This window comes from Sphingomonas metalli (assembly GCF_014641735.1).
Taxonomy (GTDB): domain Bacteria; phylum Pseudomonadota; class Alphaproteobacteria; order Sphingomonadales; family Sphingomonadaceae; genus Sphingomonas; species Sphingomonas metalli.
The window spans coordinates 193,635-208,393 of record NZ_BMIH01000003.1; the positions used below are offsets into that span (position 1 = coordinate 193,635).

A 14,759-nucleotide genomic window follows, 5' to 3' on the forward strand; every position below is an offset into this window, starting at 1 on the left:
TGATCGGGACGGGAGCAAGGAAGAGGATGCGATGACCGACCTGGAGAGGTTCCGCCAGGAGACCCGCGACTGGCTCGAGGCGAACTGTCCGCAAGAGATGCGCCGTCCGATCCGGTCCGAAAAGGACGTGTGCTGGGGCGGCCGCCGCTACGTCCCCGCATCGCCCGAGCAGAAGCAGTGGCTCGACGCGATGGCGGCGCGCGGCTGGACGGTGCCCGACTGGCCGAGCGACTATGGGGGCGGCGGATTGTCGCCCGCCGAGACCAAGATCCTCCGCGAAGAGCTGCGCCGCATCGGCGCCCGTTCGCCGCTCAACAGCTTCGGCATCTCGATGCTGGGGCCGGCCCTGCTGAAATACGGCACCGAGGCGCAGAAGCTCGAGCACCTGCCGAAGATCGCCCGCGGCGAGATCCGCTGGTGCCAGGGCTATTCCGAGCCCAACGCCGGGTCGGATCTGGCCGGGCTTGCTACCTGGGCCGAGGATGCCGGCGATCATTATGTCGTGACCGGACAGAAGGTGTGGACCAGCTATGCCGATCAGGCGGACTGGATCTTCTGCCTCGTCCGGACCTCGAAGGAAGCGAAGCAGGGCGGGATCAGCTTCCTTCTCTTCGACATGGAATCCGAAGGCGTCTCGACCCGGCCGATCCTGCTCATCTCCGGCTATTCCCCCTTCTGCGAGACCTTCTTCGACGGCGTGAAGGTGCCCAAGGCCAATCGCGTCCACGACGAGAACAAGGGCTGGGACGTCGCGAAGTATCTGCTCGGTCACGAGCGGGAGATGATCTCGGGCATGGGCCTCGGCGAAGGAGCCGATACGCTGGTGGCGGGGGCGCTGAAGGCGATCGGCACCGACGCATCGGGGCGGCTCGACGATCCGCTGCTCCGTGCCGACATCGCCCGCTTCCAGGTCCGCGCCCGCGCCTTTGCCGCCATGTCCGAGCGGTTCATCGACGAACTCAAGGCTGGCCGCGCCCACCCGGCACAGCCCTCGATGATGAAATATTTCGGGACGGAGCTGAACAAGGATCGCCACGAACTGATGATGGCCGCGGGCGGCACCGACGCGCTCGAATGGCAGAGCGAGGCGAGCCATGGCGGCGCACCCGCGCACGCCTGGCTGCGCACCAAGGCGAATTCGATCGAGGGCGGCACCAGCGAGATCCAGCTCAACATCGTCGCCAAGCGCATCCTGAACCTCCCCGGCGCCTGATCGGAGACCGCCATGCCCCTGTTTCTCGACGACGAGCAGACGATGCTGCGCGATACGGCGCGCGACTATCTGGCCGATCGGGCGCCGGTCGCCCATCTGCGTGCGCTGCGCGACGGCGACGACCCGGTCGGCTTCAGCCGGGACCTGTGGCGGCAGTTCGCCGAGATGGGCTTCACCGGCATCCTGATCCCGGAGGCGCAGGGCGGGCTTGGGCTCGGCCATGTCGAGGCGGGCGTGGTGCTGGAGCAGATCGGCCGCAACCTCTCCCCCTCTCCCTTTCTCACCACCGCGGTCGGTGCGGTCGCGGCACTGTCCGGCACGGCCCAGGCGGAACGCTGGTTCCCCGGCATCCTGGCCGGCGAGACGGTCGCGGCCCTGGCGATCGACGAAGGCCCCAAGCACCGCGACACGATCGGCCTGACGGCAGAGCGGGCCGGCAACGGCTTCCGACTGTCTGGCACGAAGCGCTTCGTCGCCCATGGCCATGTCGCCGATCTGCTGATCGTCGCCGCGCGAACTGCCGGCAATCCCGCGGACCGGGACGGGGTGACGCTCTTCGCTCTGCCACGGGACTCTGCCGGCCTCGCCGTCCGGGCCGAGCGGCTCGCGGATTCCAGCTTCGCCGCGCACTGCACCTTCGACGGCGTCACGGTCGACGGCGATGCGGTTGTCGGCGAGGTGGATGGCGGGCGGGTCGCCCTCGATCGGCTCTTGCGTGCGGGTCGCGCCGGCGCCTCGGCGGAGCTGCTGGGTGTCGGTGGCGGCGCGATGGACATGACGCTCGGCTATCTTCGGGAGCGGCAGCAGTTCGGGGTGGCGATCGGGAGCTTCCAGGCGCTGCAGCATCGCGCCGCTCACCTCTACGCCGAGATGGAGGTGGCGCGTGCGGCGGTGCTGAAGGCGCAGCAGCTGCTCGATACGGGCAGCGAGGCGGCCGACGAGGCCGTGTCGGTCGCCAAGGCGATGGCGGCGATGGCCGCCACCCTGGCGGTCAACGAGAGCGTCCAGATGCATGGCGGGATCGGCATGACCGACGATTACGATATCGGCTTCTTCATGAAGCGGGCGCGCAGCCTTGCCGAGCTGTGGGGAGACGCCAGCTACCATGCCGATCGGCTGGCGGTGGCCGCCGGCTATTGAGCCACCTATAGGCGTCGCGATGAATCAGGATCTTAGCCCCGAGCTGTTGGCGCAGCAGCTGGTCACCCTGCTCGATGTCGAGCAGATCGACACCGATCTGTTCCGCGGCGCGCGGCAACCGGGTGGCGAGGGCCGGGTCTTCGGCGGGCAGGTCATCGCCCAAGCCTTGCAGGCGGCGCAACGGTCCACCGACGCGCCGAAGGTCGCGCACTCGCTCCATGCCTATTTCATGCGCCCGGGCGACGAGGACTTTCCGATCATCTTCCGTGTGGTGCGCGATTTCGAGGGCCGCAGCTTCGCGACCCGCCGGGTCATCGCCATGCAGCGGGGCCAGCCAATCCTCAACATGGCCTGCTCGTTCCAGACCCCCGAGGACGGCTTCGTCCATCAGGACGCGATGCCCGGAGTGCCCGCGCCCGAGGCATTGGCGAACGAACAGGACCTGCTCGCCCGGATCGCCGACCAGCTTCCCGAACGGCATCGCCAGCGCATGCTGCGCCGCCGGCCCGTCGAGATCCGGCCCGTCTCTCCACGCGACTGGCTGTCGCCGCGCGACGCCGCGCCGGTCCAGCATGTCTGGTTCCGCCTCGCCGGCCGGATCGGCGACGATCCCGCGATGCATCGGGCCGTGGTCGCCTATGCCAGCGACTTCGGCCTGCTCGGCACCGGGCTGTTGCCGCATGGGGTGACCTGGCTCAGCCCGGGCATGCAGGTCGCCAGCCTCGACCATGCGTTGTGGCTGCACGAAAGCTTCCGCGCCGACGAATGGCTGCTCTACACGATGGACAGTCCCTGGGCCGGTCACGCCCGCGGCTTCAACCGGGGCCGGATCTTCACGCAAGACGGACGCCTCGTCGCAAGTGCCGCGCAGGAAGGCCTGATGCGCCAGCGCCAGGTCTAGGCAGCCTGCTCCCAGCGGCCGCCTTCGCCCTGTATCCAGTAGCGGCGTTCGATCCCGTCTCGCCCGCCCAGCGCCTTCCAAGCCTCGCGGGCCGCCTCGATCGCCTCGTCGTCGAAGAAGTGGAAGGCCCGGTCGAAATCGAGCGCCGCGTCGCGCCACAGGCCGTCTACGAGCGCGATGTTGCGTGCCGCATTCGCCGCACTCGCGTCACCGGCGAGCAGGATCGGCTGGGACGCATCCTCCCCCGCCCCGGCCTCGCCGTGCGGCAGAAAGCTGTCGGGCGCATAGGACCAGAGCAGGCGATCGAGATGGCGCCGCTGCTCCTCCGATCCGCTGACGATCAGCAGCCGCCCGCCGGATGCGATCACCCGTTCGGCGATGCGCGGCAGGGCGCGGTCGAGCGGCGTCGCCGTCAGATGATAGAAGTCGACCTGCATCGAACCGGTCGATAGCGGCACGGCGGGCCGGGCTCCAGCCCTGCCCCGCGGCTCAGACGATCATCGCGTCGCCGCCCGATCCCTTGGCGAGCACGCGGCCCATGGCCTCGAACAAATCATCCATCGCCACCGGCTTGAAGATCACGTCGTCCGCGCCTGCCGCAAGGCAGCGCTCGCGCAGGTCGATCGCGGCGTCTGCGGTGACGATGATGATCGGAACCTGCGCCTTTGCATCGGTGCGCGCGCGGATGTGGTGGACGGCGGTGATGCCGTCCATGCCGGGCATTCTCAAGTCGATCAGCACGACCTGGAAATCCTGCTCGTCGATCAGCTTCAAACCGTCTTCGGCGCTTTCCGCCTCGACCATCGTCGCCCCGGCGACGTCCAGCATATCATTGACGACGCGCCGATTCATTCGGTCGTCCTCGATGAACAGGACGTTCACCAGCCGCCTCCGTACGGTTGCGGGCAAAGGGTTGCGTAGCACCTCATGCCCGTTGCTCTACGCATCATGCCGCCCGCGATACAAGCGGTGTTCCGGTCAACCTATCGCATTCCGTATCGAAAATCATGGCGGCGAGCGCCGCGCCGGCAATGGGCTTGGCGACGATCCGCGTCATCAGCGGCGCGACGCCGTCGCGGCCGTCGCGGTCGCCCGACCACAGGAGCGTCGTCTCGACTCCGGCAGCCTGCGCCGCGGTCGCAAGCGTCGCCGTGGCATCGGCAGGATCCGCGGCCGCGAACAGCGTGGCATCGTCGATCAGCATGCGGGCGATCGCCCTGGAGCCGATCGCCGCGATCGCCTCGTCGACGGTGGCGGCGAACAGCAGCGTGCCCGCGCGCGCCTCCAGCAGGGTCTTCCACATGGCGCGGGTGATCGGACTGCGATCCAGCACCAGAAGGGCGGGCTGGTCGGCAAGCGGCGCCGTCGGCTCCGGCACCGCGGCCAGCTTGACCGGGATAACGACCGTGAAGGTCGCACCCTGTCCGACCTCGCTCCGGACCGTGATCGTACCGCCCATCGCCACCGTCAGGTTGCGACAGATGGCAAGCCCCAGCCCGGTACCGCCGAACTGCCGGGTCGTGCTGGCATCGGCCTGGCGGAAGGACTCGAAGATCGCACCCTGCTTCTCGGGCGCGATGCCGATGCCCGAATCGGACACGGTCAGCGCGAGCGCCTCGCCTCCGTCGACGGTGCAGGCGGTCAGCGCCACCTGCCCGCGGCTGGTGAACTTCACGGCATTCGACAGCAGATTGAAGACGATCTGCCGGATACGGCCCGCATCGCCCATCAGCATCCTGGGCGCGTCCGCCAGATCGATCCGGTAATCGAGCCCCTTCGCGCGCGCCTCCTCTTCCCACAGGCGCGCGGCATCGTGGATCGTCGCCGGGAGATCATAGGGCTGATCGTCCAGCGTCAGATGGCCGGTCTCCATCTTCGCGACGTCCAGAATGTCGTCGACCAGCGCCCGCATCGTCAGTCCGGCCCCCTGCACCACGCCCAAACGATCGCGCGTCACCGGCGGCAGCGTCGCATCCGCGAGCATGACCTGGGTCATGCCCAATATGCCGTTGAGCGGCGTGCGGATCTCGTGGCTGGTGGTCGCCAAAAACTCCGTCTTGGCGGCCAGGGCCTTGTGGAGCTCCATATTGGTCACGGCCAGCCCGTCGCGCGCGACCCGCAGTGCATTGCGGCTACGCCGAATCGTAAACAGGCCGATTGCCAGCAACAGGATCACGATCGCGGTTGCGCCGCCGGCGACCAGGAACATCGTCCGCTGGAACCGCGTGCGCGCCTGTTCCAAAGCGATGCTGCGACGCAATTCGGCGGCCCGCAGCTTCGCGATGCGCAGCTCCTGATTGGCGAAGTCGAAGCGCGCGGCCATCAGCGCGTTGCTGGTGCTGGTGGCCAGCCGCGTCGCATCGTCGTCGATCCGCTTGACGGCGGCGAGATGCTCCATCGCCAGCTCGTAGCGGCCCTGCCGCTGGAAGACCCGATAGGCGGTAAGGTGCGGCTCCAGCCAGCTCGCCTCGGTGTCGTCGATGTCCACCTGGGCGAAGCTCTGCGTGATCAGCCGCTCGGCCTGACCGAAATTGCCCCGCTGGAAGGCGGCCTCGGCGGCCAGCGCCAACAATTGCGGCCGCCAGCTCGCCGCCTCGCCGGACGCCGCGACCGCAAGGCTGCGACGCACCGCCTGCTCCGCGGCCGTGACCTGTCCGGCCTTCAAGCGGTTGCGCGCCACATTGCGGAGCACTTGTGCGATGAGAACCGGGCTGCGCATCTTCTCGGCATAGGAGAGCGCGACGCGGAACTGCTGCTCCGCCTCATCGTGCCGCTTCAGGTCCTGCAACACTCCGCCGCGATTGTTGTAGAGCGCGACCATCAGGCCCGGATCGCCGCGATAGATGTCGGACGCCTGCGTCAGATAGCGGAGCGCACGCTCGTAATCCTTGCCGCTGCTGTAGAGCGATGCGATCAGCATCAGCGCGATCGCCTGGCTGCGCTGATTGTCTATGCGCTCGAAAATCTTGAAGGCGTTCTGGAAGTCGGTCAGCGCGCCGCCGAACTGACTTTTGGCTCCGCGCAAGCTCCCCCGGGTCAGGCGTACTTCTCCGGCCAGCTCGGTCTGGTTGGGGCCAATCCGGTTCAGTGCCGATTCGATCAAGGGCGCCGCGCGATCCAGCTCTCCGAGTCGGAACATCGCTTCCGCCTGCAAGGCTTCGGCGGCAGCCAGGGTCTTCTGGCCGTCGGGCTGACCAGCATAAGCCCTGGCAGACGATGCGGCCTGTCGCGCGGCCTCGGCCGCGTTTTGCGGATCGACCATCATCGTCCGACGAGCGTCGGCGACTTGCCGGTCGATAACCGGCAATGGAGGGGCGGCCCGCACCTGTCCGACGAGCAAGCCTGCTAAGACTAGGCCGATCGCCAGCCGACGCACGGCTACCTACGCGCCGTCGCGGCGAAGTTCGGCAGCGTCCGCTTTTGGGCATCGAGCCCGCCGGACAGGTCGGTCTCGAGAAACTTGATCAGGGCGGAAAGGGCGAGCGGCCGGCTGATCAGATAGCCCTGGACGACGTCGCATCCCATCACCGACAGCAGCGCGAGCGCCGCCGGTGTCTCGACGCCTTCGGCCACGACCTCCATTTCGAGCGCATGCGCCAGATCGATCGTCGAGCGGACGATCAGCGGATCGCGGTTGGAGCTCGTCAGCTGGGTGACGAACAGCTTGTCGATCTTCAGCTCGCGCGCGGGCAGCTGCTTCAGATAGGCAAGCGAGGACAGGCCGGCACCGTAATCGTCGATCGCGATCGTAATGCCGATGTCGGCGAATGTCCGAAGATGCGCGATCGCGACGTCGGGGTCGTGGATGACCGCCGTTTCGGTGATCTCGAAGCCCAGGCTGGCGCCGCTGCTTTCGACCAGCGCACAGGCCCGCCGGACGAAGCGGGCGTCCGACAGCAGCACGGCCGATATGTTGACGAAAATCTGGACTTCGTGACCCTGCTCGGCCAGCGTGCGCTGGTCCTTGATCGCCTGCTGGATCGTCCAGACGGTCAGGTCGGTGATGTCGTGGGACTCTTCGGCAAGGCCGATGAACTCGCCCGGCAGGACCAGTCCGCGCACGGGATGCTGCCAGCGGACCAGCGCCTCGACGCTCAGCACACGCTGCTGCCGCACATGCGCCTTGGGCTGGTATTGAAGGAAGAGCTCGCCCTTGCCGATCGCGCCGCGCAGGTCCCGGACCAGGCTCCGCCGGTCGGCGGTGTCGGGGCTCGCACCCACCTCGCGCAGCACCGGCTCGCGCTGTTCGCGGGCGTCGTCCAGCGCCCGCTCCGCTTCGTCGATAAGCCGCACTTCGTCGCAATGCGGCGTCGCGATCGCCCCGCCCAGCGTCAGCTCGATGGCATAGGGCTCGCCGTCGATCTCGAAGGCCGCTTCGAAGGCGCGGTCCAGTCGCTGCAGCGCGGCTTCGAAGCCGGCATGGTCGGTGCCGGCGAAGTGGATCTCCAGCCGGTCGTGACCCACCACGGTGACGATCGCGGCCGGTGTCAGCCGCTCCACGAAGGCGGCGAGATCGGCGGCCAGCAGATTGGCGCGCCCGACGCCGAGATGCCGACGCAAGATCGCGAAATTGGCGATGCGGCCGATGATCAGCCCGACCTGCCACGGCTTGGATGCGCGACCGGTCGAGGAAGCGCGCGCGGCGCCCCCTTCCGTGGATTGGCTCGGAAAGCCGGCTCGGTCGACGGGCGAAGTCATCGCCTGCGGGCGTAACCCGCAATCGTAAACAATGGCTTAAGGATGGGCCACCCGTCCCGGAACGCGACGGCAGGGCCGTTGAGATATGGTTAAAATTCCCTTAACGTGAGCGAGCGTCCAACGAGGCGCTTTCAAGGGAGATAACCATGCTGCGTTTCATTCTCGCACTGATCCGTAACGAAGACATCCGTCCCTGGTAACAGGGCGCTGGGCCCGGTAGCGGCTCCGCCGGCTGTGCCGGCGGTCTCGCTACCGGGCCTTTCTGCGTCCGAATCGCCTCAATAATCCTTGCGATAGCGCACGCTCCCCGCCGACCCGCCGAACGATCCGGTCGAGGTCAGGATGCTCAGCGATCGGGACAGGGCGATCTCCAGCTGCGTCGCCGTGAAGCCGCGCGCGTCGGTGACGATCTCCACATAGATATCGTCGGTCAGATATTTGCCCGCCGCGAGGCTGGTACCGCGGCCGCTCGCCTCGTCGGCACCCAGCACGCGGAGCCGGTCGAACCCGGTCGCCGAGCGCAGCTTGCCGAGCGGGTTGAGCCCACCACCCGAACCCCGCAGCGAGTTCAGCGCCGATGCCAGCTGGATCGCCTCGGTCGCGGAGAGGTTCTCGGGGTTCGTCCCGAACAGCAGGCGGCTCAGCACCTCGTCCTGAGGCAGCGCCGGCGTCGAGGTGAAGGCGATCTGCGGCCGCTGCCCGGTCCCGGTCACGTTGATCACCGCGGTGATCCCGTCGGTGGTGGTGGTCGCCTGGATATTGATGTCCGGGTCGGTCAGGGCGCCGCCGCGGAACCGGATGACGCCGCGATTCACTTCGAAGCGCTTGCCAGCGAACGAATAGGTCCCGCGGATCAGGTCGAGCCCGCCGCCGATCGTCGGCGCGGCCGAGGTGCCGCCCACCTGCAGGTTCATCTGCCACTCGGACTCGAGGCCCATGCCGGAGACGAACAGCTGGTTGTCGGCGCGGATGCGCAGGTCGAGGCGGAATAGCCCGGGAGGGGCCGCCGGGGCGGGCCGGTCGGTCGGGCGGGCAATGCGGATATCGCTTCGGCGACGCACACCCGTCAGTTCGGGCACCTCTGCCGCGCCCTGACGGATGATCTGATAGCGGGCGTTCGGGACGGTCAGCACGCCGCGGATCAGCCCGCCGTCGCGGCCGTTGGTCAGCCGCACAGTGCCGCTCGTCGTCGCCGCCAGCGCATCGCTGTTCGCCAGCCGCGCATTGGTGAGCCGCGCGGTCAGGTCGATCGGGTAGCCCGAATCTGCCGCCAGTCCCACCGATCCCTGCGCCTCGACCGTGCCGTCTCCAGCCCGCGCCTGCAGGCGGGTCAATTCCAGCCGGTCGTTGCTGAAGCGCGCGGCGATCTGCATCCGCGTCAGCCGCGTTCCATAGGTCTCGTTGTCATAGGTCAGGTTGTCGGCACGGATCAGGCCGTTGAGTCTCGGCGCCGACACACGCCCCGAGAAGTCGGCGGCGACGGCGATCGGACCGCTCAGCTGCTGGTTGGGCAGCGCCGCGAAGGAGAAGAGCACCGCGGACGGCCCGTTGTAGCGGATCCCGCCGGACAGCGGCGCCTGCATCAACCGCGTGGTCCACGGGCCGGTGCCGGGCGGCAAGGGGCGCAGCGCCGCGACCAGCCGCCCGACCACGGTGGTACCGCTCTTCACCAGTGCGCGAGCCTCGCCACCATCGGGGACGAGCCGGCCGGCGAAGACGATGTCGACGGGATCGGACACGGCCGCGACCCCCGTCCGGCGGAACTGGGCGATCGTCATGCGTGCGTCGGCCGAGGGGAAGCTGGCCCCGGCGGCCTGGCCGTAATCAAGGCTGCCGGTCGCCTGGCCGGAAATGCCCAGATTGGGCACGAAGGCGCTGAGGATCGACAGGTCGAGCCGGTCGAGGCGCAGCTGGACGCTGGTCGCGTTGCCGAAGCTCCCGGCGATCCGGGCGGAGCCCTGCCGCAGGTCGATCCGGGTCGGCGAGAGACGATAGGTGCCGCCGGCGGCCTGGATCCGGGCAGGATTGGCGGTGCGGAAGTCGATGCCGTTCGCCTGCCCCTGCAGCGCCACCAGATAGTCGTTGGGTGCCAGCCGCCCGTTGAGCGCGACGCGGAACGGCACGCCGCTCGACCCGGTCAGCAGCGCCTGCGCCGTTCCGCGTCCGCCGACATAGTTCACCTTCGCCCGCGCGGACTGGATGACGGTCGGCCCGTAACGGGTGTCGGCCAGTTGCACGTCCGCCACCACCTGCGGCGCCTTGGGCAGCAGCACGATGCTGGCATTCGCGATCGCGCGTCCGATGGTGAAGTCGACCTGCCCCGGAATGCGGGCGTTATAGGCACGCGCCGCCACGTCGGCACGCTGGTTCCCGCCTTGATTCGCGAGCCGGACCGAACCGGTCAGCCCCTGTCCGTTGAAGGCGAGCGCGCCGGCGAACGGGCCCGCGGCGGTCTGGACCACGCGTCCGTTGGCGAGGATGCCGGCAAAGACCACCCGCCGGACGTCGATGGCCAGTTGCGCACCGGGCCTTACCAGCACGTCGGCGGTGAAGGGACCATAGTCGGTCCCGCCGCTCGCGGTCACCGCATAGGCGCCGCCGCGCCCGACGATCCGGGCGTTGAGATCGGCGAGGCCCACCCCGACACCGGGGTGCGGAGCGCGGACAACCACGACGGGGCTGGTCGCGCTGCCGGTCACCCGCGCGAACAGTGGGCCATATTGCCCGGACACGGCATCGGCCTCGACCGCGACCGCGCCGGTGCTGGGATCGAACCGGCCCCTGCCCCGGGTCACGCGGAATTGCGGAGCGTTGAGGCGCAGGCCGGCAAAGGTCACGATCCCTTCCGGGCTGTAGCTGATATCGGCGCGCACGACCGCATTGCCGCCGAGGAAATTGCGGATGCCGCTGTTGAACAGCTGCTCGGTCCGCGCGACGACCCGCCCGCTGATGCCGAAGCCGCCATTGGGGCCGGGCACCAATCTGGCGTCGGTCGTCAGATCGACAATGCCGATCGACTCGACCCTGTAATTGTTCACGCGGCCCTTCAGTGCGCCCGTGTACCGGCCGGTCTGGACATTGGCGACGACGATCGCGGTCGCGTCGATATTGTCCGAGCGGATACGCAGATTGTCCGACAGGATGTTCGGCATCGAGATCGCGAAATCGCCCTGGATGGCGACGTTGTTCGCCAGACCGCCGACCGCCGCATTCAGGCCGGTGACCCGCCGCGCCCGCGCCTTGACGGGGACGAGGATGCGGTCGGCGTTCACCTGCGCGAGACCTTCGGCGTAGAGCGCCTCCACCCCGGTCGTACCGAAGCCGAGCCGCGCGGCAGCGATCTTGTAGTCCACGGTCGGGGTAGCGAAGGCGCCGTTCAGGACGACCCGCGCCGTCACGTCGCGTCCGTTCAGATTGGGCGCGATTGCTCCCGGCGTCAGCAGCCGTGCGTCGATCGCGAAATTGCCGAAACGGCTGTTCGCCAGATCCAGCACCCCGCCTGCGTCGACGACCAGCGCGTCCGAGCGAAGCTTGATTCGACTGTCGGCGCTGCGCTCGGCGAGCGTCGTGTCGATCGCGACCTGCAAGGCCGGCGCGGTCAGACGCTCCACCGGCCCCTCGAGGTACAGGCCCGGGCGCGCCGTGCCGCGGACCTCGATATGGCCGTCCCTCGCGCCGAGCGTCAGATTGGCCAGCTCACCGCCCCCCAGCGTCGCCACGGCCCGGCCTTGCCACGCCGCCCAACTGCCGCGCCCGTCGACAGAGACTTGCAGCGGTGCCTTCAATCCGGCCATCGTCGACACGACGCCACCCGTCGGTGCCGCCAGCTTGACGTCGATATCCAGCCGGTTGCGGTCCGGAACGGCGTCGAGGCGCAGGGCCAGCCGGTCACCGCCCGCCACACCCGGCCCGCGAAGGGCGGCGGCGTTGGCGACGATCTGCGCGCGCCGATCGGCGACGTGCACCGTCCCGTCGATCGACAGGATATGCGCCTGCCCGGTCACCGGCGGCGCCAGCACCAGCCGCGCGATGCGGAGGCGGCCCACGTCGATGTCGAGATCGGGCAGCAGCGGTGCATTCGGGTCGGACGGCGGCGTCTGCTTGAGCACCGGTCGCCGGCGCACGGTGATCTGGCCGGCGCTCAGCTCGCGCACGTCGATATGGTTGCGCGCATAGGCGAAGGGGCGCCAGTCCACCTCCAGCCGGGGACTGTCGACGAACACCCCCTGCGGATCGCTGACCCGGAGGTCCGACAGGATCATCCGCCCGTAGAGCGAGCCGTCGATCCGCCCGACCTTGATGTTGAGACCCGATGCCGTGGTGTAGCCGCCGATCTGGTCGGCGACGAAGCGCCGCCCGGGATCGGTGTTGATCCCGAACAGCACGACGAGCACCAACGCGACGAGGCCGAGTATCGCGATACCGAGCCACTTGAGCAGCCGCAGCCAGAGGGGCCGCCGTTGCACGGCCACTGCGGACGCGCCCCGATCGATCTCGTCCGTCATCAGAAGGCCTGCCCGATCGAGATATAGAGCGCGACCTTGCCGTCACCGGGCCGCGGGTTGAGCGGCGTGGCGATGTCGACGCGGAACGGGCCGAAATTGGTATAGAAGCGCCCGCCGATGCCCGCGCCGAAGCGCAGGGACGAGAAGGTCGGCAGGCTCGATTCGTAGCTGTTGCCCGCATCGATGAAGGGCACGATCCCGAAATTGCCGAAGCGATAGCGCGCCTCGACCGCGAATTCGTTGAGGCTCCGGCCGCCGACCGGGTTGCCCTCCGGGTCGAACGGGCCGAGCCTCTGATAGCCATAGCCGCGCACCGAGCCGCCGCCGCCGCCATAATAGCGGCGCGAGGGCGCCAGATCGTCGCGATCGATCCCCTGGATCGATCCGGCACGGGCCCGGCCCGCGATCACCAGACTGTCGCTGACCGGGTAGTAGCCGGTGGCCTCCACCATCGTCCGCACATAGGGCCGCACCCCGCCGCGCACCGAGGTCTCGGGGCTGAGGTTCAGCTTCAGCCGGAAGCCCTTGGTCGGATTGAGGAGGCTGTCCGATCGGTCGAACACGACCTGGCCCGGCAGTGCCGCGATCCCGAACGTGCCCCGCCGGCGCCGCCCGAGGCCGAAGTCATAGACATCCTCGTTGGTGCCGGTCAGCTCGACGCCATAGGCATAGGTGAAGCGCTTCTGCCAGATCGGTGTCGAATCATAGCTCCAGCGCAGCGCCAGCGTCCCGATATAGGCTTCGTACGCATCATAGTTCTGGTGGCTCGCATTGGCGATGATCGAGAAGGTCCGGTCGCGCCGGCCGGCGTTCGAGCGGCGGAAGGTCGCGCCGACGCCCTGCTCCTGGGTGCCGGCCACCGCCGTCGCGATCAGCGCACCCTCGTCGGGAAACAGGTTCCGATGGGTCCAGCTTCCTTCGATCCGGACGCCCTGCCCCGTCGAATAGCCGCCCGTCGCGGCGAGGGACCGCGCCGGACCCTTGGTCTGTCGCACCAGCAGGTCGACCGCCTCGGTCCCGTCGGGGCCGGGTCGACCGCTCTGTTGCGGCTCGACCGAAATATTGCGGAAGAGGCCGGTCGCCACCAGCGCCTCGCGCAGATCGTCGGTCAGCCGCGAGTCGTAGAGCTGCCCCTCCTTGTAGCGGGGGAAGACGTTGAGGTGGTCGAGCCCGAAGACGGCGTCGCCCGTGGTCACGATCCGGCCGAACGACGATCGCGGCCCCGGCGTGACCGGCAGCACATAGGCCCCGACCGGATCGGGGGACTGGTCTTCCAGCAGAATGTCGCGGTCGCCGAGCTTGACGAACGGATAGCCGCGCTGCGGCAGGACCAAGCTGACATTGGCCTCGGCACCCTGCACCCGCGCCGCCTCGATCGGATCGCCGACCTTGAGCGGCAGGTTGCGGCGGATCAGGTCGTCCGGCACTACGGCGGGCGCCTGGACCGTAATCGACGAAAATCGGTACAGTCGCCCCGGCGTCGCCGTCAGCACCGCGCGCAGTCGCCCGCTCGGTGCGCCCCCGTCCTCGGCGGGCACCTGCTCGATCACCGACGTCGCGGTCGCGTCATAATAGCCCAGCGAGCGCATCAGCCGGACAGCGAGGCCCTCGTCCTCGCGCGCCCGCGCCGACAGCTGCGAGGCGTTGGCCGCCTTCCCCTTGCCCTCGCGCAGCGCCGACAGGCTCTTGAACTCGTCGTCGAGGTTGAGCGGCTCCAGCCCGCGTACGACCGTGTCGTACCGGATGTCGGGCAGATCCTCGCCCCGCGCCGCTGCCGCCGTTTCGAGCGGTGTCGTGTCGAAGCTGCCGATCGGCGTCAGGGGCGCGGCAAGCGCCGGGTCTTCCGGCGCGACCGTACCGAGCGCGTCGCCGGTGGCGATCGGTGCGGCCGTCGTGGCCGGCGGGGGCGACACCGTTCCGGATGCAGGCGGGATCGGCTCCAGCGGCGCGTTGATGTCACCCGACAGCGGCGGCAGCGCCGCGTTGAACTCTGCGTCGGGAACGATCGGCGCATTGCCGGCGGGGTCGGATGAAGGGGCGTCACCCGGCTGACGCGGCGACGGGTCCTGCTTGGGCGCATCCGGGCCGCGCGCGGGAGCGGTTCCTGGCTGCGACAACTGGGCGGCAGCAGGGGAGGCGGCGAACAGCGCGACGGCAAGCCAGTGGTGGCGGCGATCCTGGCCCTTCACGCTGCTTCATGTCCCCTTTGGTCAAACCCTTGAGGGAACGTCCGATTTTTCTCGGATCAGTCCCCCGCTCAGCCCGCACAACGCGTGAAAGAGCGGCATGGTTCATCGCCGGG

At 68.8% G+C, this 14,759-nt stretch carries 9 protein-coding genes; 3 read left to right on the forward strand and 6 right to left on the reverse strand.

Features of this window, described 5'->3' with window-relative positions:
• Positions 1-31: 31 nt before the first annotated feature.
• The 3 genes from IEX18_RS11210 to IEX18_RS11220 are packed head-to-tail and all read left to right on the forward strand — an operon-like array spanning position 32 to position 3,254.
• On the forward strand, positions 32-1,213 hold the full coding sequence (locus IEX18_RS11210; RefSeq protein WP_188658862.1) for an acyl-CoA dehydrogenase family protein: 1,182 nt from the start codon (positions 32-34) through the stop codon (positions 1,211-1,213).
• A 12-nt stretch (positions 1,214-1,225) separates the two neighbouring features.
• Complete coding sequence (locus IEX18_RS11215; RefSeq protein ID WP_188658863.1) at positions 1,226-2,353, forward strand: acyl-CoA dehydrogenase family protein; 1,128 nt, start codon at positions 1,226-1,228, stop codon at positions 2,351-2,353.
• A 19-nt stretch (positions 2,354-2,372) separates the two neighbouring features.
• Positions 2,373-3,254 carry an acyl-CoA thioesterase gene (locus IEX18_RS11220; RefSeq protein ID WP_188658864.1) on the forward strand — a complete coding sequence of 294 codons (882 nt, stop codon included), beginning with the start codon at positions 2,373-2,375 and terminating at the stop codon, positions 3,252-3,254.
• On the opposite strand, the gene IEX18_RS11225 is transcribed toward IEX18_RS11220, so the two are convergent.
• From IEX18_RS11225 to IEX18_RS11250, 6 genes are all read right to left on the reverse strand, one after another.
• Positions 3,251-3,691: a DNA polymerase III subunit chi gene (locus IEX18_RS11225; RefSeq protein WP_188658865.1), complete on the reverse strand. Its 441-nt coding sequence runs from the start codon at positions 3,689-3,691 to the stop codon at positions 3,251-3,253. The two genes, IEX18_RS11220 and IEX18_RS11225, sit on opposite strands and share 4 nt — an antisense overlap.
• A 52-nt stretch (positions 3,692-3,743) precedes the next feature.
• The gene (locus IEX18_RS11230; RefSeq protein ID WP_188658866.1) at positions 3,744-4,136 is read right to left on the reverse strand and encodes a response regulator; all 393 of its coding nucleotides are present in this window, start codon (positions 4,134-4,136) and stop codon (positions 3,744-3,746) included.
• Positions 4,137-4,200: 64 nt separating this feature from the next.
• Positions 4,201-6,393: an ATP-binding protein gene (locus IEX18_RS11235; RefSeq protein WP_188658867.1), complete on the reverse strand. Its 2,193-nt coding sequence runs from the start codon at positions 6,391-6,393 to the stop codon at positions 4,201-4,203.
• A 239-nt stretch (positions 6,394-6,632) separates the two neighbouring features.
• Positions 6,633-7,952: an EAL domain-containing protein gene (locus tag IEX18_RS11240; RefSeq protein WP_188658868.1), complete on the reverse strand. Its 1,320-nt coding sequence runs from the start codon at positions 7,950-7,952 to the stop codon at positions 6,633-6,635.
• Between the two features lie 278 nt (positions 7,953-8,230).
• The gene (locus IEX18_RS11245) at positions 8,231-12,457 is read right to left on the reverse strand and encodes a translocation/assembly module TamB domain-containing protein (protein WP_188658869.1); all 4,227 of its coding nucleotides are present in this window, start codon (positions 12,455-12,457) and stop codon (positions 8,231-8,233) included.
• Positions 12,457-14,646, reverse strand: coding sequence for an autotransporter assembly complex protein TamA (locus tag IEX18_RS11250; RefSeq protein ID WP_229664534.1), 2,190 nt, complete (start codon positions 14,644-14,646; stop codon positions 12,457-12,459). Before IEX18_RS11250 ends, IEX18_RS11245 begins: the two co-directional genes overlap by 1 nt.
• Positions 14,647-14,759 lie beyond the last annotated feature (113 nt).